Annotated in this window: 21 protein-coding genes; 12 read left to right on the top strand and 9 right to left on the bottom strand. The window is 67.7% G+C overall.

What is annotated here, in order from left to right:
* Window positions 1–31 precede the first annotated feature (31 nt).
* Window positions 32–1,105: a 23S rRNA (cytidine(2498)-2'-O)-methyltransferase RlmM gene (gene rlmM / locus GBG68_RS12620; protein ID WP_152147899.1), complete on the bottom strand. Its 1,074-nt coding sequence runs from the start codon at window positions 1,103–1,105 to the stop codon at window positions 32–34.
* A gap of 97 nt (window positions 1,106–1,202) precedes the next feature.
* Between rlmM and GBG68_RS12615 the strand changes: the two genes are divergently transcribed.
* Genes GBG68_RS12615 through GBG68_RS12605 form a run of 3 tightly spaced genes read left to right on the top strand, consistent with a single transcriptional unit; the run spans window position 1,203 to window position 3,642 of the window.
* Window positions 1,203–1,961, top strand: a complete 759-nt coding sequence (locus tag GBG68_RS12615) for a slipin family protein (RefSeq protein WP_152147897.1) — start codon at window positions 1,203–1,205, stop codon at window positions 1,959–1,961.
* A gap of 25 nt (window positions 1,962–1,986) precedes the next feature.
* Window positions 1,987–2,889, top strand: a complete 903-nt coding sequence (gene xerD / locus GBG68_RS12610) for a site-specific tyrosine recombinase XerD (protein WP_152147925.1) — start codon at window positions 1,987–1,989, stop codon at window positions 2,887–2,889.
* A gap of 24 nt (window positions 2,890–2,913) precedes the next feature.
* The gene (locus GBG68_RS12605; RefSeq protein WP_152147895.1) at window positions 2,914–3,642 is read left to right on the top strand and encodes a DsbC family protein; all 729 of its coding nucleotides are present in this window, start codon (window positions 2,914–2,916) and stop codon (window positions 3,640–3,642) included.
* Between the two features lie 84 nt (window positions 3,643–3,726).
* Here GBG68_RS12605 and fdxA read toward each other — a convergent pair whose 3' ends face one another.
* Window positions 3,727–4,050, bottom strand: a complete 324-nt coding sequence (fdxA, locus tag GBG68_RS12600) for a ferredoxin FdxA (protein ID WP_152147893.1) — start codon at window positions 4,048–4,050, stop codon at window positions 3,727–3,729.
* Between the two features lie 116 nt (window positions 4,051–4,166).
* On the opposite strand from fdxA, the gene GBG68_RS12595 reads away from it, so the two are divergent.
* Window positions 4,167–4,343, top strand: coding sequence for an acetyltransferase (locus tag GBG68_RS12595; RefSeq protein WP_152147891.1), 177 nt, complete (start codon window positions 4,167–4,169; stop codon window positions 4,341–4,343).
* Between the two features lie 130 nt (window positions 4,344–4,473).
* Here the strand turns inward: GBG68_RS12595 and mutS are convergent, their stop codons facing one another.
* A complete protein-coding gene (mutS, locus tag GBG68_RS12590; protein WP_226801796.1) occupies window positions 4,474–7,023 on the bottom strand; it encodes a DNA mismatch repair protein MutS in 2,550 nt (849 codons plus the stop codon).
* A gap of 65 nt (window positions 7,024–7,088) precedes the next feature.
* Window positions 7,089–7,544, bottom strand: a complete 456-nt coding sequence (locus GBG68_RS12585; RefSeq protein WP_152147889.1) for a methyltransferase family protein — start codon at window positions 7,542–7,544, stop codon at window positions 7,089–7,091.
* A gap of 304 nt (window positions 7,545–7,848) precedes the next feature.
* Here GBG68_RS12585 and pncC point away from each other — a divergent pair, with 304 nt between their 5' ends.
* The 6 genes from pncC to arfB all read left to right on the top strand — a co-directional run bounded on the left by pncC (window position 7,849) and on the right by arfB (window position 11,459).
* Window positions 7,849–8,346, top strand: coding sequence for a nicotinamide-nucleotide amidase (pncC, locus tag GBG68_RS12580; protein WP_226801795.1), 498 nt, complete (start codon window positions 7,849–7,851; stop codon window positions 8,344–8,346).
* A 127-nt stretch (window positions 8,347–8,473) separates the two neighbouring features.
* Window positions 8,474–8,875, top strand: coding sequence for a YbaN family protein (locus GBG68_RS12575; RefSeq protein WP_152147886.1), 402 nt, complete (start codon window positions 8,474–8,476; stop codon window positions 8,873–8,875).
* Window positions 8,868–10,055 carry an NnrS family protein gene (locus tag GBG68_RS12570; protein WP_152147884.1) on the top strand — a complete coding sequence of 396 codons (1,188 nt, stop codon included), beginning with the start codon at window positions 8,868–8,870 and terminating at the stop codon, window positions 10,053–10,055. The genes GBG68_RS12575 and GBG68_RS12570 overlap by 8 nt, the downstream gene beginning before the upstream one ends.
* Before the next feature lie 20 nt (window positions 10,056–10,075).
* Window positions 10,076–10,537, top strand: coding sequence for an RrF2 family transcriptional regulator (locus GBG68_RS12565; protein ID WP_152147883.1), 462 nt, complete (start codon window positions 10,076–10,078; stop codon window positions 10,535–10,537).
* A gap of 23 nt (window positions 10,538–10,560) precedes the next feature.
* A complete protein-coding gene (locus GBG68_RS12560) occupies window positions 10,561–11,043 on the top strand; it encodes a YajQ family cyclic di-GMP-binding protein (protein WP_152147881.1) in 483 nt (160 codons plus the stop codon).
* Complete coding sequence (gene arfB / locus GBG68_RS12555; protein WP_319020502.1) at window positions 11,043–11,459, top strand: alternative ribosome rescue aminoacyl-tRNA hydrolase ArfB; 417 nt, start codon at window positions 11,043–11,045, stop codon at window positions 11,457–11,459. The genes GBG68_RS12560 and arfB overlap by 1 nt, the downstream gene beginning before the upstream one ends.
* A 208-nt stretch (window positions 11,460–11,667) precedes the next feature.
* Here the strand turns inward: arfB and GBG68_RS12550 are convergent, their stop codons facing one another.
* The 3 genes from GBG68_RS12550 to rlmKL all read right to left on the bottom strand — a co-directional run bounded on the left by GBG68_RS12550 (window position 11,668) and on the right by rlmKL (window position 15,337).
* Complete coding sequence (locus tag GBG68_RS12550) at window positions 11,668–12,561, bottom strand: OmpA family protein (protein WP_152147877.1); 894 nt, start codon at window positions 12,559–12,561, stop codon at window positions 11,668–11,670.
* Window positions 12,558–12,950 (bottom strand): DUF4398 domain-containing protein, encoded by a 393-nt coding sequence (locus tag GBG68_RS12545; protein ID WP_152147875.1) that lies wholly within the window; start codon window positions 12,948–12,950, stop codon window positions 12,558–12,560. Before GBG68_RS12545 ends, GBG68_RS12550 begins: the two co-directional genes overlap by 4 nt.
* Before the next feature lie 263 nt (window positions 12,951–13,213).
* Window positions 13,214–15,337, bottom strand: a complete 2,124-nt coding sequence (rlmKL, locus tag GBG68_RS12540) for a bifunctional 23S rRNA (guanine(2069)-N(7))-methyltransferase RlmK/23S rRNA (guanine(2445)-N(2))-methyltransferase RlmL (protein WP_152147874.1) — start codon at window positions 15,335–15,337, stop codon at window positions 13,214–13,216.
* Between the two features lie 252 nt (window positions 15,338–15,589).
* Between rlmKL and GBG68_RS12535 the strand changes: the two genes are divergently transcribed.
* Window positions 15,590–15,865, top strand: coding sequence for an Lrp/AsnC family transcriptional regulator (locus GBG68_RS12535; protein ID WP_152147872.1), 276 nt, complete (start codon window positions 15,590–15,592; stop codon window positions 15,863–15,865).
* Window positions 15,866–15,870: 5 nt separating this feature from the next.
* Here GBG68_RS12535 and GBG68_RS12530 read toward each other — a convergent pair whose 3' ends face one another.
* Window positions 15,871–16,596 (bottom strand): UDP-2,3-diacylglucosamine diphosphatase, encoded by a 726-nt coding sequence (locus GBG68_RS12530; protein WP_319020501.1) that lies wholly within the window; start codon window positions 16,594–16,596, stop codon window positions 15,871–15,873.
* Between the two features lie 139 nt (window positions 16,597–16,735).
* On the opposite strand from GBG68_RS12530, the gene cysS reads away from it, so the two are divergent.
* Entirely contained in the window at window positions 16,736–18,127 is a 1,392-nt protein-coding gene (gene cysS / locus GBG68_RS12525; RefSeq protein ID WP_152147870.1) for a cysteine--tRNA ligase, read from the top strand.
* A 16-nt stretch (window positions 18,128–18,143) separates the two neighbouring features.
* On the opposite strand, the gene GBG68_RS12520 is transcribed toward cysS, so the two are convergent.
* Complete coding sequence (locus GBG68_RS12520; protein WP_152147868.1) at window positions 18,144–19,412, bottom strand: HlyC/CorC family transporter; 1,269 nt, start codon at window positions 19,410–19,412, stop codon at window positions 18,144–18,146.
* Between the last annotated feature and the right edge of the window lie 10 nt (window positions 19,413–19,422).

Genomic DNA, 19,422 nt, shown 5'->3' with positions numbered 1-19,422 from the left:
CCGCCCTGTGCCGGTTTTCAGTAAACCCCGGCTAATCCACGGCCCGCGCATAGACCGTGATTTCCTCCCGGTCATGGTAGAGCTGCTTGGCGCATAGCTGCGCCCGGCGGCCACCGCGCTCCAGCTGCCTGTGCAGCCGCGCCTGCGCATCCTGTACCGCGGCCCAGCGTTTCTTCATGGGCAGTTTGAGGTTGAAGATGGCGGCACGGGCATCCCCCCGGGCCAGCCACTGGCCCATCAGCTCGGCGATGCGCGAGGGCTGCTCGACCATATCGCAGACCAGCCAGTCCACCGGACGGGGTGGGCGGTAGCGGAAGCCGTCGCTGCGCAGGTGCTCCACCAGGCCGTCGGCCATGAGCGCGGCATCCACGGGGCCGTTATCGATGGCGGTCACATGCAGGCCGCGCCGCACCAGCTGCCAGGTCCAGCCGCCAGGGGCCGCGCCCAGATCCACGGCGCGCATGCCCGGTGCCATCAACCGGCCCGCGTCCTCGCCGAGGAACAGCTGGATGGCCTCGTCCAGCTTCAGCGTGGAGCGACTGGGCGCGCCGCCGGGCATGCGCAGCCGCGGTATGCCCAGCGGCCAGGGCGCGGCCTGGCCCGGCGCGCTGCTGCCCAGGTACACCCGGCCGGAGTCCAGGAAGAACAGATGCAGATTGGGCGCACCTCGGCGCGGTCGCAGCCCGGCCTTGAGCAGGGCGGCTTCCAGCGGACGGCGGAACTTGCGCAGGAAGCCCGACAGGCTCTTGCCCTCGTTGGTATCCGGGTGCTCCAGGTACAGCGCGTCGTACTGGCGCAGCAGGCCGGCGGCGGCCTGGGCGAGCGGATCGGCCCGGTTTTGCGCCGGCAGCGCTTCGAAGGTGCATTGGCTGACGAAGCACTGGCGGGCGAAGACCAGCTCGCGCCAGGGCAGGGCCTGGCCCAGCGCCCGCGGTTGCGCCGGCAAGGCGGGGTGGAACTGCAACCAGCCTTCACCATCGCGGGTGCGGCAATAGCCGGGCAGGTCGGCCTCGGCGGCGCGCTCGGTGACTTCCGCGGCCGTGTCATGCTCCAGGCCCGGGCGGCACTGCAGCAGCAGGGTGGTATCGGTGTCGGATGGATTCATGCCGTGCATTGTACGGCATCGGGAAGCTGGATCAGGTGGGGGCGGGGGTCTATGCTCGGAGGCTGCGAAGCATGCATCACAAGGAGCGGACACTCTCATGATCCCGATTCTGGTCATTATCGGCATCATTGCCGCCATCATCATCGCCTCGTTCCGGGTGCTCAACGAGTACGAACGGGGCGTGGTGTTTACCCTGGGCCGCTACACCGGCACCAAGGGCGCGGGCCTGCGCCTGGTGATCCCCATGATCCAGCAGATGGTGAAGGTCGACATGCGCACCATCGTCATGGACGTGCCCAGCCAGGACGTGATCTCCAAAGACAACGTCTCGGTGAAGGTCAACGCCGTGCTGTACTTCCGCGTCGTGGACGCGGAGCACTCCATCCTGCAGGTGGAGGATTATTACTCCGCCACCAGTCAACTCGCCCAGACCACGCTGCGCTCGGTGCTGGGGCAGCATGATCTGGACGAAATGCTGGCCGAGCGGGAGAAGCTCAATACCGATATTCAGGCCATTCTGGACGAGCAGACCGATGCCTGGGGCATCAAGGTCTCCAATGTGGAGATCAAGCATGTGGACATCGACGAGAGCATGATCCGCGCCATCGCCCGCCAGGCCGAGGCGGAACGCGAGCGTCGGGCCAAGGTGATTCACGCCGAGGGCGAATTGCAGGCTTCCGAGAAACTCGCCCAGGCCGCCGACGTGATGGCGCGCAACTCCGGTGCCATGCAGCTGCGTTATCTGCAGACCCTGGGGGCCATTGCCGGGGAGCAGAATTCCACCATCGTCTTCCCGGTACCCATCGACATGATGAACCAGTTGAAGGGGCTGCTCGGCGGCGCCGACAAGGGCTGAGTGCGGCGTGGGGCGCCCGGCGCGCATAGAGCTTGCCGCCGACGAGCAGGCGGTGCTGGAGGCCTTTCTGGACGGACTGTGGCTGGAGCACGGCTTGAGCCCGCACACTCTGGCCGCCTACCGGGCGGATCTGGCGGCGCTGTCGGATTGGTTGGGCAAGCAGGGCTCGGGCTTGCTCGGCGCGCGGCGCGATCAGCTGCTCGGCTTCATGGCCGAGCGGGTGCAGGGCGGCGCCAAGCCCCGTTCCACGGCACGCTTGCTCTCCAGCCTGCGGCGCTTCTATCGCTGGCAGGTGGCACGGGGCGCGATGCAGGAAGACCCCAGCGCCCGCATTGATGCGCCGCGCCTGGGTCGGCCGCTGCCGGCCGCGCTCAGCGAGGCGCAGGTGGAGGCTTTGCTGGCGGCGCCGGTGGTGGAAGACACCCTGGAGCTGCGGGACAAGGCCATGCTGGAACTGCTCTATGCCAGTGGGCTGCGGGTGTCCGAGCTGGTGGGGCTCAGCCGCGACCAGCTCAACCCGCGCCAGGGCGTGGTGCGGGCCCGGGGCAAGGGCGACAAGGAGCGCCTGGTGCCCCTGGGCGAGGAAGCGCTGGACTGGCTGCAGCGCTATCTGACGGAATCCCGCCCGGCCCTGCTGGGCGGGCAGCTTACCGAGGCGTTGTTCGTCAGCCGTCGCGGCGAGGGCATCACCCGCCAGGCCTTCTGGTATCGCATCAAGCTCTACGCCCGGCGCGCGGGCATCAAGGCCAGGCTCTCGCCCCACACCCTGCGGCACAGTTTTGCCACTCACTTGCTGAATCACGGCGCGGATTTGCGCGTGGTACAGTTGCTGCTCGGACACACGGACTTGTCCACCACACAGATCTATACCCATGTGGCGCGTCAGCGCCTGCAGGACTTACATGCTCGGCACCACCCGCGGGGCTGAGCGCCGGAGGAGAAGAAAACCGTTATGACAATCTTGCGTACTGTCCTTGCGGCCGCCCTGGGGCTCACTGCCTTGGGGGCGCTGGCCGCCGATGCGGATCCGGCGGTGGCCGAGCGCATCCGCGCCGCGGTGGCCGAGGTGGAGCCGCGTATCGAGATCGACGCTGTGGGGGAGACTCCGCTGCCGGGTATCTACGAGGTGGTGATCGGCGGCCAGGTGGCTTACCTCAGCGGAGACGGCAAGTACCTGGTGCAAGGGAACATCATCGAGCTGGGCAGCGGCCGCTCCGTGTCCGATGAGCGCCGGGGCGAGCTGCGCCTGGCGAAGCTCGAAGAGTCGGTGGACGAATCGCAGATGATCATCTACGAGCCTGGCGGCGAGGTGAGCACCCAGATCACCGTGTTTACCGACATAGACTGTCCGTATTGCCGCAAGATGCACGCGGATATAGAGCAGATGCTCGCCGAGGGTGTGCGTGTGCGCTACCTGTTGATGCCCCGCGCCGGTGTCGGTTCCGGTTCATACGTCAAGGCGGTGAACGCCTGGTGCGCCGATGACCCGCGGGCGGCGCTAACCGCTGCCAAGCAGGGCAAGCGCAACGAGCAGCGCGAGTGCGACGACCCGGTGACCAAGCACTTGCGCCTCGCGCGAGATCTGGGCATTACCGCCACCCCCACCATCATCCTGGAGGATGGCCGGGTGGAAGCGGGTTACCGGGATTTCGCCACCCTGAAACGTGCCCTGGACCTTTAGCGACACCACACCCAGGCGGGTGATGGCCACGACCACGAAAAAGGCGGCTCGCGAGCCGCCTTTCTGTTGTCTGTCGGAGCCGCCTCAGCGCTCCAGATACTGCAGCTTGTCCGGTTTGCCGTCCCAGTCGGCGGCGTCCGCGGGCGGGTCCTTCTGTTCGGTGATGACCGGCCACAACTGTGCCAATTCCGCGTTAAGCTCCAGGAAGTGTTCCTGGCCCTCCGGCACATCGTCTTCCGAGTAGATGGCCTCGGCGGGGCACTCGGGCTCGCACAGGGTGCAGTCGATGCATTCGTCCGGGTCGATCACCAGGAAGTTGGGCCCCTCGTGGAAACAGTCCACGGGGCAGACTTCCACGCAATCGGTGTACTTGCACTTGATGCAGTTCTCGACAACGACAAAGGTCATGGTCCGCTCCACGTCGGTCTAATGGCCACAGGCGCCCGCTGTGCCGGCGCTCGAATTGGCGGCTATTGTACGGACGCGGCGGGGGAAGTCACGCCACAAAGCGTAGGGAATATTCGATGAACGACGCGGAACGGCGGGAATTGGCGGAGGCGGTGCGCCGCGCGTGCCTGCGGGCGGCGCTGGAGGCCTACGAAGAGGGCGGCATCGCCGGATTGTGCCAGGAGGGCCGCTGGGAGTTGGCGGTGCAGGCGATCAGGACGCTGGATCTGGCCGAGCCGCTGCGGCACGAATGAGCCGGGCACCAAGGCGCGCAGGGATCCGGCCTGCCGGGGCGACCCATGGCCGCGCATCGGGGCTGCCCTGAAAGGCCTACGCGACCTTGGGCCGTTTCAGCAGGTGGGCTGAGGGCCGCGTCGCCGCCCCTCAGCGCAGCTTCTTCATCTCGTACAAGGCGTCCAGGGCTTGGCGGGGGCTCAGCTCATCCGGCTCCAGCCGGTCCAGGTACTCCACCGCCGGGTCCAGCGGTGTGCTGAACAGCGCAAGCTGGTCCGGCTGGCTGCTCTGGTTGGCCGCTTCCTGCTCCAGTTGCTGCAACTTGTGCCGGGCGGCACGGATGACCCGCTCGGGCACGCCGGCGAGCCGCGCCACCTGCAGGCCGTAGCTCTGGTTGGCCGGGCCCTGTTTCACCGCGTGCATAAAGACGATGTCCTCGCCGTGCTCCACCGCGTCCAGGTGGGCGTTGACCACGCCGGCGTAGTGATCGGGCAGGGCGGTGAGCTCGAAGTAATGGGTGGCGAACAGGGTGAAGGCACCCACATGCTCGGCCAGATGGGCGGCGGCGGCCCAGGCCAGGGAAAGCCCGTCGAAGGTGCTGGTGCCCCGGCCGATCTCATCGAGCAGGATCAGACTCTCCCGGGTGGCGTTGTTGAGGATATTGGCGGTTTCGGTCATCTCCACCATGAAGGTGGAGCGACCACCGGCCAGATCGTCCGAGGCGCCGATGCGGGTGTAGATTCGGTCCACCGGGCCCATCACCGCCCGGCGCGCGGGCACGAAGCTGCCCACATGGGCGAGCAGGGTGATCAGTGCCACCTGACGCATGTAGGTGGATTTACCGCCCATGTTCGGCCCGGTGATCATGAGCATCCGCCGGCGGTTGTCCAGGTTCAGATCGTTGGGGATGAAGGGCCCGGTCAGCACCCGCTCCACCACGGGGTGGCGGCCCTCCTCGATGCGCAGGCCGGGCTTGTCCACCAGCTCCGGGCGCGCGTAATCCAGCGCCAGCGCTCGCTCGGCCAGGGCCGCCAGCACGTCGAACTCGGCCAGCGCCGCGGCACAGCGCTGCAGGGTGGGGACCTCGCGGCCCAGATCCTGCAGCAGCTGCTCGTACAGCGCCTTTTCGCGGGCCAGCGCCCGCTCCCGCGCGGACAGCACCTTGTCTTCGAAGGCCTTGAGCTCGGGGACGATGTAGCGCTCCACGCCCTTCAGGGTCTGGCGACGGATGTAGTGCGCCGGCACCCGCTCGGTGTGGCTCTTGCTGATCTCGATGTAATAGCCGTGGACCCGGTTATAGGCCACCTTCAGCTTGTCGATGCCGGTGGCCTCGCGCTCGCGTTGCTCGAGATCGATCAGGAACTGGTCGGCGTTGCGGGAGAGGTTGCGAAGTTCGTCGAGCTGGGCATCGAAACCCGGCGCGATCACGCCGCCATCGCGGATCAGCACGGGGGGTTGTTCGATCACGGCTCGCTGCAGCAGCGCGAGGGTTTCCGGCTGCTCGCCCATTTCCTGGAGCAGGGTGCGTAGACGGGGCGCGGCCAGGCCTTCCAGCAATTGGGCGATAGCCGGCAGGCGGCCCAGGGCGTCGCGCAGGCCAGTGAGATCCCGCGGCCGAGCGGAGCCCAGGGCGATGCGGGCCAGAATCCGCTCCATGTCCGCCAGGCCCCGCAGGGTATCGCGCAGCGGATCCAGGGCGCGGGTCTGGATGAGTTCATCCAGCGCGTCGTAGCGAGCGTTCAAGGTGGCCCGGTCCCGCAGCGGGCGATTCAGCCAGCGGCGCAGCAGCCGGCTGCCCATGGCGCAGACGGTGCTGTCCAGCACCCAGGCCAGGGTGTGCTCGGTGCCGCCATGCAGATTGAACTCGATCTCCAGGTTCCGCCGGCTGGCCGCATCGATGATGATGCCGTCCTCGCGCAGCTCCACCTGTATGCCCTGGATATGAGGCAGGGCACTGCGCTGGGTATCGGCCACGTACTGCAGCAGGGCGCCGGCGGCGCGCACCGCCTGACCCAGGTGCTGGCAGCCGAAGCCGGCCAGGTCCTGGGTGCCGAACTGGCGACAGAGCAGCCGCTCGCAGCTCTCTGGGTCGAAGTGCCAGGGGGGGCGGCGGCTGAGCCCGGCCTGCTCGTCCAGCGCCGGGGGCAGGGTGAGGGATTCGTCCACCAGCAGCTCCGCCGGGCGCAGTCGTTCCAGTTCCGCCAGCAGGCCGTCGCGGCCTTCCACCTCCAGCAGGGTGAAGCGCCCGCTGGAGAGTTCCAGCGCGGCGAGGCCGTACAGGCCCTTGTCCTCGGCCAGCGCCACCAGCAGATTGCTGCGCCGCTCCTCCAGCAGGGCCTCGTCAGTGAGCGTGCCCGGGGTGACGATGCGCACCACCTTGCGCTCCACCGGACCCTTGCTGGTGGCCGGGTCGCCGATCTGCTCGCAGATGGCCACCGACTCGCCCAGGCGCAGCAGGCGGGCGAGATAATTCTCGTAGGCGTGCACCGGCACGCCGGCCATGGGAATGGGCTCGCCGGCGGACTGGCCGCGGGTGGTCAGGGTGATGTCCAGCAGCCGGGCCGCGCGGGTGGCATCGTCATAGAACAACTCGTAGAAGTCGCCCATGCGGTAGAACAGCAGGGTGTCCGGGTGCTCGGCCTTGATGCGCAGGAATTGCTGCATCATGGGGGTGTGGGCCTGTTGCTTGTCCTTAGCCATGAATCGCTCTCGGCTACTCCGCTGTGGTGAGGCAGGCGGGGGAGGATAGCAAAGGGCGCAGCACTCTACAGCCAGCGACGGACCCGCTGACAGTATTCGCGGTAGGCGGCGCCGAAAAGCCGGGCGAGCGTCCGTTCCTCGGGGTGGATCTGGTAGCGGTTCATGTAGCCGATGAACCCGACCACCACCAGCAGGGCGGGCAGGTTTGCAAGATACAGCGCCCAGCCCACCAGCAGCAGGACGAAGCCCAGATACATGGGATTGCGCGTGTAGCGGTAAACACCGGCGGTGACCAGCGCACGGGCCTGTGTCGGGTTCATGGGGTTCACCGTGGTGCGGGCCCGGCGAAATGCCAGGCCGCCGGCCGCGACAAGCAGCGAGGCACTCAGCGCCGCGGCCAGCGCGAGCAACCTGTGGCCGGGGAAGGGCGTACTCAAGGCCGGCCATAGGCTATCCAGCCCCAGGATCAGCGCGCCGGCGATCAGCAGCAACAGCGCGGGGGGGGCTTTCAGTGACAGCATGCGGGGTCTCCCTGCAGGTGTTGGCTCGACAGCCTCCTTCGAGCCTCGATATCTTTCGGCCAACCCGAATAATAAAGGAACTTCCCATGCCTGCCGATGAGAGGCCCTTCGGCATTCGTCGCCCCGATTTCCTTGGCCTCTGCGGCGCGGTGACCGCGTGGCTGGTCGGTGACCCCCGGGCATGGGCGCGCTATGGCGAGGCGCGGCACAAGGGGGTAAAAGGGTTTCAACGGGAGTGTGGACTGGCTTACCGCGCGTAAGCGCGATTTGCCGATCAGGTGTTCCGCCAACGAAGGAGGGAAGCGTGAGCGAGAAGGATACGGGCCTGGACCTGCTGGCGCTGGATCTGGGGCGGCAGTTGCGTCGGGCGGGCTGGCGCTGCGCGACGGCGGAATCCTGCACGGGTGGCTGGGTGGCCAAGGTGCTTACCGATGTGGCGGGCAGTTCGGCCTGGTTCGAGCGCGGCTACGTGAGCTACTCCAACGCGGCCAAGCAGGACATGCTGGGCGTGGCCCCGGCGACGCTGGAAGCCCATGGCGCAGTGAGCGAGGCGGTGGTGCGGGAAATGGCCCGCGGAGCGCAGACCCGCGCGGAGGTGGAGCTCAGTGTCGCCATCAGCGGCGTGGCCGGGCCGGGGGGTGGTTGCGAGGACAAGCCGGTGGGCACGGTCTGGTTTGCCTGGGCGTTGGCGGACGGTGATCTGTGGGCCCTGCGCCGACAGTTCAGCGGTGACCGAGAGGCTGTGCGTCGCAAAGCCGTCGCGGAAGCGCTCAAGGGCTTGTTGGAGTACGCCCGGGACTGAGGTGCGCGGGCATGGAGCGCTTGCTTGTTTTCTAACATGCATACAGAATAAATGTTCATTTGCGGGGTGAGGCCGGAGGCTCTCGGTGAACGGCAGGAGCGCAGGAACATGGCAACGCAGAGGCTGGTTGGCGCTGGCCCACGCGTGCCTGTTGCTGGGCGGCGCTGGGCTGCTGTTGCCCGTGCTGCCCACCACGCCTTTCGTGTTGCTGGCGGCGGCCTGCGCCATGCGCGGTTCGCCCCGTCTGCATCGGCGGCTGCACCGCCATCCCCGATTCGGGCCGCTGCTGCGCGACTGGCAGCGGCACCGGGCTGTTCCGCGCCGGGCCAAGCTGCTCGCCGCCCTGGGGCTGGGCCTCAGTGCCGGCTGGCTGTGGGTGGTGCTGCCCTCGCTGCCCCTTCGTCTCCTGCTGAGCGCGCTGCTGCTCGGTGTGGCGGTGTACGTGCTGAGTCGCCCGTCGTCGGGTGCGGCGCGGCGTGGCCGCGCATCCTCATCCTTTGCAAATTCCGGAGGTGGCTCGCATGTCTGAGCAGGCCCGGCCCCGTGTTCTGTTCGCTCATCCGTTCCGGCCTTTCTTCCTGCTGCTGGGCGCCTATGCCGCCCTGGTGGTGTTGGTCTGGATCGCCCAGTTCTTCGGCTTTGCACGCCTGCCACTGAGCATGCAGCCCAGCCTCTGGCACGCCCATGAAATGCTCTTCGGCATGGTGGGCGCGGCCATCGCCGGCTTTCTGCTCACCGCCATGTGCAATTGGACCGGCGCGCCGCCGCTCACCGGGCGGCGGCTGCAGGCACTGGTGGGCCTGTGGTTGCTGGGGCGTATCGCCATGTGGCTGAGCGGCTGGCTGCCGGCGCTGCTGGTGGCCTTGCTGGATCTGGCTTTCCTTGCCGTGCTGGGGCTGCATACCGCACAGGTGCTGCGCCGCTATGGGAACAGGCGGAACCTGTTTCTCGCCGGCATCATCGGCCTGCTGGCGCTGGCGAACCTGCTCATGCACGCCGAGTTCAACGGCGTGGCGATGACGGCCCGTACCGGCATGGTGCTGGGGCTGAACCTGATCACGCTGATGATGGTGGTGATCGCCGGGCGGATCACTCCGGCCTTCACCGCCAACTGGCTGCGCATGCAGGGCGGGGCGCCGGAGCAGGTGCGACGCCCGCGGCGGCTGGACCACGCGGTGATCGTCAGCACCGCCCTGATCGTGCCCCTGGAGTTGTTCGCCGCGCCGGCGGCGATGGTCGGTGTGTTGGCCCTGGTGGCGGCGGCGCTCAACGGGCTGCGTCTGTTCGCCTGGCGAGGCTGGCTGAGCGCGGCGCAACCGTTGCTGTGGATCCTGCACCTGGCCTATGTCTGGATCGTGGCGGCCTTGTCGATCAAGGGCCTTCAGCCCTTCATGCAGGCAATCACGCCCAGCCTGTGGTTTCATGTGTTGGGCGCGGGGGCCATCGGCACCCTCATCATCGGCGTGATCACCCGGGTTTGCCTGGGTCACACCGGGCGGCCGCTGCGCTTGATGCGCGGTGCGGTGCTCACCTATGTCTGCGTGCTGGCGGCGGCGGTGCTCAGAAGCCTGGGGGCGGTGAACGCGGGTGGACAATATAGTCTGCTGGTGAATCTGTCCGCCGTGCTGTGGGCGGGTGCCTTCAGCCTGTTTGTACTGTTGTACTGGCCCATATTGACCCGGCCTCGGCCAGACGGTCGGCCAGGCTGATAACGAGTAAGGAGCCGCGGGTGCGACTGACACGCTATACCGATTACTGCCTGCGCGTGCTGATGTACGTGGGGCTCAAGGGCGAGGAACTCTCCACCATCCAGGAAGTGGCGGAGCGCTACGGCATCTCCCGCAACCATCTGATGAAGGTGGTGCACCAGCTGAACAAGCTGGGTTATGTGGAGACCGTGCGCGGCAAGGGCGGCGGCTTCCGGCTGCGCCAGGCGCCGGAGGACGTGAACCTCGGGGTGCTGGTGCGCAGCACCGAAGAAGACCTGATGCTGGTGGAATGTTTCCAGGCAGGCAACGACTGCCGCATCGACGCCAGTTGCCGACTCAAGGGGATTCTCGGCGAGGCGCTGGCCGCCTTCCTGGGCGTGCTCGACAACTATACCCTGCAGGACCTGCTCTCGCCCCGCGCGGAGCTTGCCCGTATCCTGTTGTTCGTGCCGCCGGGGGCAAAGACCTTGCCGCCGGCCTGAGTCAGCAGCCGAGTGGAGCGAACATGCCTTCCTTTGACGTGGTTTCCGAAGTGGACATGCACGAGGTGAGCAACGCGGTGGATCAGGCCAACCGCGAAGTCAGCACCCGATTCGATTTCAAGGGCACCGATTCCAGCTTCAGCCTGGAAGGCGAGCGCATCACCCTGGTGAGCGAGTCCGAATTCCAGCTCCAGCAGATGATGGACGTGCTCTACGCCAAGCTCGCCAGGCGCGGGGTGGATGTCGCCGCGGTGGAACCCGGCGAGCCGGAGCAGAGCGGCAAGCAGGCCCGCCAGTCGGTATCGCTGAGGCAGGGCATCGATCAGGACATGGGCAAGAAGATCAGCAAGCTGATCAAGCAGAGCAAGCTCAAGGTCCAGAGCCAGATCCAGGGCGACAAGCTGAGGGTGACCGGCAAGAAGCGGGACGACCTGCAAGCGGTGATGGCGCTGCTGCGCGGGGAAGAGCTGGAGTTGCCGCTGCAGTTCAACAATTTCCGCGACTGATGCAGATCGCCCCCGGCATTGCCATCGACGAAGGCGAGTTGCAGGAGCAATTCCTGCGCTCGCCCGGGCCCGGCGGTCAGCACGTGAATACCACGGCCACCGCGGTGCAGCTGCGCTTCAACGTCTTCCGCAACCGTTCCCTGCCAGAACCCCTGCGCCGCCGTCTGGTGCGTCTCGCCGGCCGGCGCATGACCCGTGACGGCGATCTGCTGATCGAGGCGCACCGTTTTCGCAGCCGTGAGCAGAACCGGGAAGATGCTCGCCAGCGGCTGATGGACCTGGTGCGGGAGGCCAGCCAGCGGCCCAAGGCGCGCATTCCCACCCGACCCGGCGCCGCGGCCAAGCGTCGCCGGCTGGACGCCAAGAAGCAGCGCCAGCGCACCAAGGCGGCGCGGGGCAAGCCTTCCCTGGACTAGCCAGCGCCGGGCCCAACCGCCTGTTCGTCGACACTTCGCGCGCCTTTCCCTGGGGGCGGCGGCGAGGGGGGGCGGACAGGTTTGCCGATTTCCCGGTCAGCCGCGGGCATCGGCAGATACACGGCCGCCTCCCTTGCTGGGACAGCGCCAAGTGCCTTCCACAAAGGGTGTCGTGGCCCTTCGTCGGCTTCCGGTATTCTCCCGGCGCTCAGCCCCTGGGCCCGGTTTGCCCACCCCGCGGGGCGCCGGCGCGGGTATCGCGCATCGTAGGTTCTTCGCTCAGCACCAATTCCACGCGCCGGTTCTGGCTACGCCCTTCAACGGAGCTGTTGTCCGCCACCGGGTGATCCTTGCCGTAGCCGATGGCGCGCAGCCGATGCGGATCTATGCCGCGCTGACTCAGCGCGCGCACCACCGCTCGGGCCCGGCGTTGGGAGAGCTCCAGGTTGTACTGATCCGGGCCTGTGGCGTCGGTGTGGCCCTCGATGATGGCTCGCTGGCGAGGATGCTCCCGCAGGAAGGTGGCGAGCTTGTCCAAGGAGGCGGCGGCGGAGGGGCGCAGCTCGGCGCTGTCGGTGGCGAAGAGGAAAGAGCCCAGGGTCAGCACCAGCCCGCGGTCGGTCTGACGGGGCGCCATGTCCTGTAGGCGGGCGCGGGCATCGCGCAGCTCCGCTTGCGCGCGTTCCGCCATTTCGCGCTGGCGGCGCGCCTCCGCGCGGGCGAGCGCGGCTTCCTGCTCGCGGTTCTCGGTAATCAGCCGGCGGCGCTGTTCCGCGGTTCGCACGGCTGTTTCAGCCGCGGCGGCCTCCCGCGCCACGGCTTCGGCGGTTTGGGCCTGTCGGCGAGCCAGATACGCCAAGTGGTCTATTTCGTTCGTATCGGCATCGGCTTGGCGGGCCTGCTCGGCCTGCTGCAGGGTTTCCTGTGCCCGGGCCAGTTCCACCGGGGCATGGCGGCTGACGGCGGGATTGCCTTCGGCCAAGGCCACGGCCTGCTCGGCCTGGCGCAGGGCGTCGCTGCGTTCGGGAACGCCGGCGCAGGCGCCGAGCAGGGCAACGATCAGCACCACCAGCAGGACAAGGCGCGGATGCAGGGCTGTCATGAGCGATCCTCCCGGCGTTGCAGTTCGTCACGCAGCGTGTCCAGGCTGCTCAGGTTCTCGGCCGCCAGTGCCTCCGTATGCTCCGCCCGGGCCTCGGCTTCGGCGTACTCGGCATCGGCGGTGGCTTGTTCGGCCAGCCGGCGGGCACGGGTGTGTTTCTTCTCGGTCATGGCGTCCCGCGCCGTGCGCAGCTTGTTGCGGGCTTCACGCAGGGCGAGGGGGGCGTATTCCACCGCGCCCGCCTGCTCGGCCCGTTCCACGGCGCTGTCCGCCTGGGCGAGCTCACCGGTCGGCGGCGGGGTGGAGGCACAGGCGGCAAGCAGGCCGAGGGTTGCCGGGAGCATGAGTAGATGCTTGCCGGACAGACGGTGTGTGGGCAGACGGCGCATGGGAACCTCCCTGAGGCAATGCGTGCCGTGATGGCCGCAGGCGCCCGTAGGCGACTGCCGGGGCCGTTTTTCTCGAGGTGGGGGCGTGGCGGGGCTTTGGAAAGGTGTTGGGGCGCCGGGCGGGGGCGTGTCCGCCTGCGGTGCCTTCGGGCGGTAAGCAGCCGCACCTCGCCGGCGTTGCTCCCCTTGGCAAAGAGTGGCGGCGATTCGCGGCGGTCGCCACCTTGTCGAGGCGTCCCTGGCTGCCTCAGCGGCCCGGGGGCTCAATCAGTATCGCCCTGGGCGCGCCGGATCTCGAAGCATTGGTGTATGCCGGGGCGACGGGTGAAGTCGGGCGGAATACTGGCCTTGGTCACGTCGTGAATCTCCAGCCCTTCCAGGGCACCGTCGTCCAGGCGGAAGCCGCGGCGGTTGGTGGAGAAGATCAGCAGCCCGCCGGGGCGGAGCAGTTCCACCGTGTGGCGGATCAGCCACGCATGATCGCGCTGCACGTCCAGTTCCTGCGCCATGCGCTTGGAGTTGGAGAAGCTGGGCGGGTCCAGGAAGATCAGGTCGTAGCGGCCCCGGTCCTCGCCGTCTTCCAGCCACTGCAGGCAATCGGTCTGGATCAGACGATGACGCGAGCCGCCCAGGCCGTTGAGGGTGAGGTTGTCCTCGGCCCAGTCCAGGTAGCGGCTGGACAGGTCCACGCTGGTTGTCTCCAGCGCGCCGCCCAGGCCGGCGTGCACCGTGGCGGCACCGGTATAGCAGAACAGGTTCAAGAACCGCTTGCCCCGGGCCCGGCGCCCCAGGTCCAGGCGCACCGGACGATGATCCAGGAACAGGCCCGTGTCCAGGTAGTCGTGCAGGTTCACCCGCAGCCGGGCCGGGCCTTCACGCACGGTGAGGTACTCCCCCCGCTCGCCCAGGCGCTGGTACTGGCTACTGCCCTTCTGACGCCGGCGCAGCTTGAAGGCCACTCGCTGCGGCTCCACGTCGAGAGCTTCCGGCAGGGCGGCCAGCGCCCCGCGCAGGCGCCGGGCGGCCCTGTGGGCTTCGACACTGGGCGGCGCCTGATATTCCTGCACATGGGCCCAGCGCCGCTGTTGCTCATCCACGTACAGGTCCACCGCCAGGGCGTACTCCGGCATGTCGGCGTCGTAGACCCGGTAGCAACTGACCTCTTCGCGCCTTGCCCAGCGCGCCAGGTGGCGCAGGTTCTTGCGCAGGCGGTTGGCGAATTCCGGCGCGGTTTCGGTTTCCTTCTCCGTGGCCAGCGCGAACAGGCCCAGTTCGCAGGGCAGGGCGCCGTTGAAGAGCTTGTAGCGGTGATGGGGCTTGAGACCCAGGCGCAGGCTGTCGTCCTGGGGTTGCAGCACCGCCGCCTCCCAGCCGGGCAGGGCTTCGCGAAAGCGTTGCCCGAGGCGGGCATAGAGCGGCACCAGTTGCGTCTGCTGGCCGATGCGCTCGCCATAGGGCGGGTTGACCACCACCAGGCCGGGCTCGCCGGCGGGGGGCTGCAGGTCGTCCAGTTCGCGTTTCTCGATGTGCACATGACCGCGCAGGCCGGCGCGCTCCACGTTCTCCAGCGCGGTGCGTACCGCGCTGGCGTCGGCATCGTAGCCGCTGATGCGGGGCAGGCTGTGGAGCCCGGCTTCGCGCCGTGCACGGGCTTCGTCCAGCAGCTCATTCCACACCGTGGGGCGGTGCCCCTGCCAGTGTTCCAGGCCGAAGGCCTCGCGCAGCAGCCCCGGCGCGATATCGGCCGCCATCAGGGCGGCCTCTATGGGCAGGGTGGCGGAGCCGCACATGGGGTCCAGCAGGGGCCGGCCCTGGGCGGCGAAGGCCGGCCAGCGGGCACGGAGCAGGATGGCGGCGGCCAGGGTTTCCTTCAGCGGCGCGCGGGCACCCTGCAGCCGGTAGCCCCGGCGGTGCAGGCTGGCGCCCGAGAGGTCCAGGCTGATGGCCGCCCGTTCCCGGTGAATGTGGCAGTGCAGCCGTATCTGCGGTGTGGCCGTATCCACCGAGGGGCGCTGGCCGTCGCGTTCGCGAAAATGGTCCACCACCGCATCCTTGATGCGCAGCGCCGCATAATGGCTATTATTGATGCCGCGGGAGCGGCCGGTGGCTTCCACGGCGAAACGCTGCGTGGCGCTCATGTGCTCGTTCCAGGGCAGCGTCAGCGCCCCTTGGTACAGGGCGTCGCCGTCGGTGGCGACGAACTCGGTCAGTTGCAGCAGCACCCGGCTCGCCAGGCGGGTCCACAGGCAGACGCGATAGGCGCTGGGCAGCTGGGCCTGGAAGGCGACCCCGGCGGGGCGCTGACGGATTTCCTGGGCGCCCAGCTCGGCGAGTTCCTCCGCGAGCAGGGGTTCCAGGCCGCGGGCACAGGTGGCGAAATATTGCATGGCGCGGATTGTACCCGAGTGCGCCGAAAGGTTTGATGAAAACCTCGGCCCCGCCATTGTGGGGACGCATGACGTATTCGATTCCGGTGCCCTGGCCGATTCCCGGCCTGGCCGCCGAGCTGTTCGTCAAGCAGGCCGAGCCGGGGCGCTGCTGATACCCTGCTCTGGCATGGGTCGGCCATACGGCGACGGTGAATGCCGGCGCATGGCTGATAAACTGAACCAACTGAACCCTACCCTAAGGAGCCTGTCATGGTTACCGCGATCATCCTGCTCAATGCCGAACGCGGCAAGGTCAACGAAGTGGCCGAGGCGCTGGTGGAGGTGAACGGTGTCTCCGAGGTCTATTCCGTGGGCGGTCGCTATGATCTGGTGGTGATCCTGCGGGTCGCCTCCAACGAGAAGCTGGCCGAGCTGGTGACCGAGCATCTGCAGCCCATGCCGGGCATCGCCGACACGGAAACCCTCATCGCCTTCCGCACCCAGTCCCAGCACGATCTGGAGAGAATGTTCGCCATCGGCCTGTAAGCCGCTCAGGGCAGGGGCAGCTGACGCAGTTCGAAGCCCTCGGGGCCGTAGACCAGCAGGCTGCCCTGTTCGTACCAGTCACCCAACACGATGCGTTGTGCCACGGCGCCGTCCAGCGTGAACTCATGCACGGCGGGCCGATGGGTGTGGCCGTGGATCAGGCGGTCCACGCCGTGCTCGCGCAGTGTCCGCTCCACGGTGCCCTGGTTGACGTCCATCAGGTATTCCTCGGTGCGGCTGTTGCGCGCGCTGCTCTTCTCCCGGGCATCCCGGGCGAAGGCGATGCGCTCCTCGATGCTTCGGGCGAGGAAGGCCTGCTGCCAGCGCGGATCGCGTAGTTGCACCCGCAGCGCCTGGTACTCGTGGTCATCGGTGCAGAGCAGGTCGCCGTGCATCAGCAGCACGTCGCGCCCGTAGAGCCGGTGCACGCAGGGGTCCGGCAGCAGCTGCGCGCCGGTCAGCGCGGCGAAGCGCTCGCCGATGAGGAAATCCCGGTTGCCGTGCAGAAAGTACAGCGGGCGGCGGGCGGAGAAAGCGGCGAGGCCGGCGATCACCGGCTCCTCGGGGCCCACCGCATCGTCGCCGATCCAGGCCTCGAACAGGTCGCCGAGGATGTACAGCGCCTCGCATTCCTCCGCGGCTGTCCCCAGAAAGCGCAGGAACAAGTCGGTGATGGCCGGTCGTGACCGGTCCAGATGCAGATCGGATATGAAATAACTGGGCAGGCTCACCGTTTCTTCCCCTGTGGCTCAGGTACAGCGTCGGCACTGTACCGCGACCGGCGATCGCTGTGAACGCCGCGCGGGTTAGCGGCCCGGGCGCCTTTTCGCTACTATGTCGCCGCCCCGAGAGCCACTGGAAACAACCCGGATGCTGCAGATCTACAACAGCCTCAGCAATACCAAGGAACGCTTCACCCCCCTGGAGCCAGGCAAGGTGCGCATGTACGTCTGCGGCATGACCGTCTACGACTACTGCCATCTGGGGCACGCGCGGGCCATGGTGGTGTTCGACATGGTGGTGCGGCATCTGCGGGCCAGCGGTTACCAGGTGGAGTACGTGCGCAACATCACCGATGTGGATGACAAGATCATCCGCCGCGCCGCGGAGCTGGGCGTGGACATGGACACCCTCACCGCCCGCTTCATCGCCGCCATGCACGAGGATGCCGCCGCGCTGGGCGTGCTGCCCCCGGACCAGGAGCCCCGGGCGACCCGGGCGATGCCGGCGATCATCGACATGATTACCGTGCTCATCGACAAGGGCTACGCCTACGAGGCGGGCAACGGCGATGTCTATTACTCGGTGAGCCGTTTCGAGCGCTACGGGCGGCTCTCCGGCAAGCGGGTGGCGGAGCTGCGTGCCGGCTCCCGGGTGGAAGTGGGCGAGGCGAAGCGCGACCCGGTGGACTTTGCCCTGTGGAAGGCGGCGCGCCCGGATGAGCCCGCCTGGGATTCGCCTTGGGGGCGCGGCCGCCCCGGCTGGCATATCGAGTGTTCGGCCATGTCCACCGAGAGCCTGGGGGCGAGCTTCGACATACACGGCGGCGGGCTGGATCTGCAGTTCCCGCATCACGAGAACGAGATCGCCCAGAGCGAGGCGGCCACCGGCTGCCATTACGCCAATTACTGGATGCACAACGGCCATGTGCGCATCAATGAAGAGAAGATGTCCAAGTCCCTGGGCAACTTCTTCACCGTGCGCGACATCCTGGCCCGCTATCGGGCCGAGCAGGTGCGCTATTTCCTGCTCGCCAGCCATTACCGCGGGCCGCTGAACTACAGCGATCAGGAACTGGACGGTGCGGGGCACGCCGTGGAGCGGCTGTATTTGGCCTTGCGCGGTCTGCCCGATGCCGAGTCCCCGGCGCAGAGCGAATTCGCCGCGCGCTTCCAGGCCGCAATGGATGATGACTTCAACACCCCGGGCGCCCTCGCGGTGCTCTTCGAGCTGGCCCGGGAGATCAACCGCCAGCGCGAGCAGGACCCTGCGCGGGCGGCTTCGCTGGGTGCGCTATTGCGTGGCCTTGGGGGTCGGCTGGGCTTGCTGCAGGAGGATCCGGAGCAGTATCTGCGCGGCGAGGCGGTGGGGCCCGGCGAGGACGGACTGGATGATGCCCGCATCGAGGCGCTGCTGGCCGAACGCACCCAGGCGCGCCAGGATCGGGATTTCGCCACCGCTGACCGGATTCGCGACCAGCTGCAGGCCCAGGGGGTGACGATCGAGGACGGCGCCGGCGGCACCACCTGGCGCCGAGCCTGAGCCCGCGTCAGCCGCGCTAGGGTTTCCTGCCCCAGGGCGGCATGACCAGGGCGGTCTTCACCTTGTTGCCCTTGAGCTGGACGATGGTCACCGGGCGGCCGTAGAGCATCAGGCTGGTGCCCGGTTCGGGGATGTTCTCCATGTGCTCCAGGATCAGGCCGTTCAAGGTCTTCGGACCGTCGGTGGGCAGTTCCCATTTCAGCACCCGGCCCAGCTCTCGCAGCGAGGCGCTGCCCTCCACCAGGTGGCTGCCATCGGGCTGGCGCTCGATGTCCTTGTTGGCCGCCGCCGGGTCGGTGGTGAATTCCCCCACCACCTCCTCGAGGATGTCCTCCAGGGTCACCAGCCCGAGGATGTCACCGTATTCATCCACCACCAGGCCAATGCGCCGACGCTCCCGTTGGAAGTTCAATAGCTGGGTGTGCAGCGGGGTGTTCTCGGGAATGAAATAGGGCTCCCGCAGGCCCGCCAGCAGGTGCTCGCGGGTCAGTTCGCCTTCCGCCAGCACCCGCATGATCCGCCGGGCGTGAATCAGCCCCTGAACCTGATCGATGGTGCCGTTGTAGACAGGCAGGCGGGTATGCTGGCTGGTGCTCAGCTGCTCCAGGATCTTGCCCCAGTCGTCGGTCAGGTCGATGCCGACGATCTCGTTGCGCGGCACCATGATGTCCTCCACCGTGACCTCCTCCAGGTCCAGCAGATTGATGAGCATGGCCTGATGGCGGCGAGGGATCAGTGCGCCGGCCTCGTTCACCACAGTGCGCAGTTCCTCGCGGCTGAGTGCCTGGCCGGCAATCTCGTCGGCGCGCACTCCGACCAGCCGCAGCAAACCGTTGGCCACGCCGTTGACTGCCCACACCAGCGGATAGAGCACCCGCAGCAGCAGGGCGAGTACGTAACTGGCCGGAAAGGCGAGGCGCTCCGGGTGCAAGGCGGCCAGGGTCTTGGGGGTGACCTCGGAGAACACCAGGATGGCCAGGGTGAGGATGCCCGCGGCAATGGCGATGGCACCCTCGCCACCCAGCCTCATGGCGATGATCGTCGCCAGGGAGGAGGCGGCTACATTGACGAAATTATTGCCCAGCAGGATCACGCCGATCAGCCGATCGGGCCGCTCCAGCAGGGCATTTGCCACGCGCGCCCCCCTGTGGCCCTGCTTGACCAGATGCTTGAGCCGGTAGCGGTTCAGCGTCATCAATGCCGTTTCCGAACCGGAAAAGGCGGCTGACAGCAGCAGCAAAGCGCCCAGCGCGGCGAAAAGAATGCTTAAAGGAATGTCCTGCAAGAGTGTCGGG

The organism is Alkalilimnicola sp. S0819 (assembly GCF_009295635.1).
Taxonomy (GTDB): domain Bacteria; phylum Pseudomonadota; class Gammaproteobacteria; order Nitrococcales; family WHIW01; genus S0819.
The sequence above is the reverse complement of the archived record's forward strand: the minus strand, read 5'-3'. Positions and strand labels throughout refer to the sequence as shown.

Excerpts from the sequence above, each read along its gene's own strand:
- rlmM (WP_152147899.1), bottom strand. The coding sequence starts at position 1,105 with ATGAATCCATCCGACACCGATACCACCCTGCTGCTGCAGTGCCGCCCG.
- GBG68_RS12615 (WP_152147897.1), top strand. The coding sequence starts at position 1,203 with ATGATCCCGATTCTGGTCATTATCGGCATCATTGCCGCCATCATCATC.
- GBG68_RS12605 (WP_152147895.1), top strand. The coding sequence starts at position 2,914 with ATGACAATCTTGCGTACTGTCCTTGCGGCCGCCCTGGGGCTCACTGCC.
- fdxA (WP_152147893.1), bottom strand. The coding sequence starts at position 4,050 with ATGACCTTTGTCGTTGTCGAGAACTGCATCAAGTGCAAGTACACCGAT.
- GBG68_RS12595 (WP_152147891.1), top strand. The coding sequence starts at position 4,167 with ATGAACGACGCGGAACGGCGGGAATTGGCGGAGGCGGTGCGCCGCGCG.
- mutS (WP_226801796.1), bottom strand. The coding sequence starts at position 7,023 with ATGGCTAAGGACAAGCAACAGGCCCACACCCCCATGATGCAGCAATTC.
- GBG68_RS12585 (WP_152147889.1), bottom strand. The coding sequence starts at position 7,544 with ATGCTGTCACTGAAAGCCCCCCCCGCGCTGTTGCTGCTGATCGCCGGC.
- GBG68_RS12570 (WP_152147884.1), top strand. The coding sequence starts at position 8,868 with ATGTCTGAGCAGGCCCGGCCCCGTGTTCTGTTCGCTCATCCGTTCCGG.
- GBG68_RS12560 (WP_152147881.1), top strand. The coding sequence starts at position 10,561 with ATGCCTTCCTTTGACGTGGTTTCCGAAGTGGACATGCACGAGGTGAGC.
- arfB (WP_319020502.1), top strand. The coding sequence starts at position 11,043 with ATGCAGATCGCCCCCGGCATTGCCATCGACGAAGGCGAGTTGCAGGAG.
- GBG68_RS12550 (WP_152147877.1), bottom strand. The coding sequence starts at position 12,561 with ATGACAGCCCTGCATCCGCGCCTTGTCCTGCTGGTGGTGCTGATCGTT.
- GBG68_RS12545 (WP_152147875.1), bottom strand. The coding sequence starts at position 12,950 with ATGCGCCGTCTGCCCACACACCGTCTGTCCGGCAAGCATCTACTCATG.
- rlmKL (WP_152147874.1), bottom strand. The coding sequence starts at position 15,337 with ATGCAATATTTCGCCACCTGTGCCCGCGGCCTGGAACCCCTGCTCGCG.
- GBG68_RS12535 (WP_152147872.1), top strand. The coding sequence starts at position 15,590 with ATGGTTACCGCGATCATCCTGCTCAATGCCGAACGCGGCAAGGTCAAC.
- cysS (WP_152147870.1), top strand. The coding sequence starts at position 16,736 with ATGCTGCAGATCTACAACAGCCTCAGCAATACCAAGGAACGCTTCACC.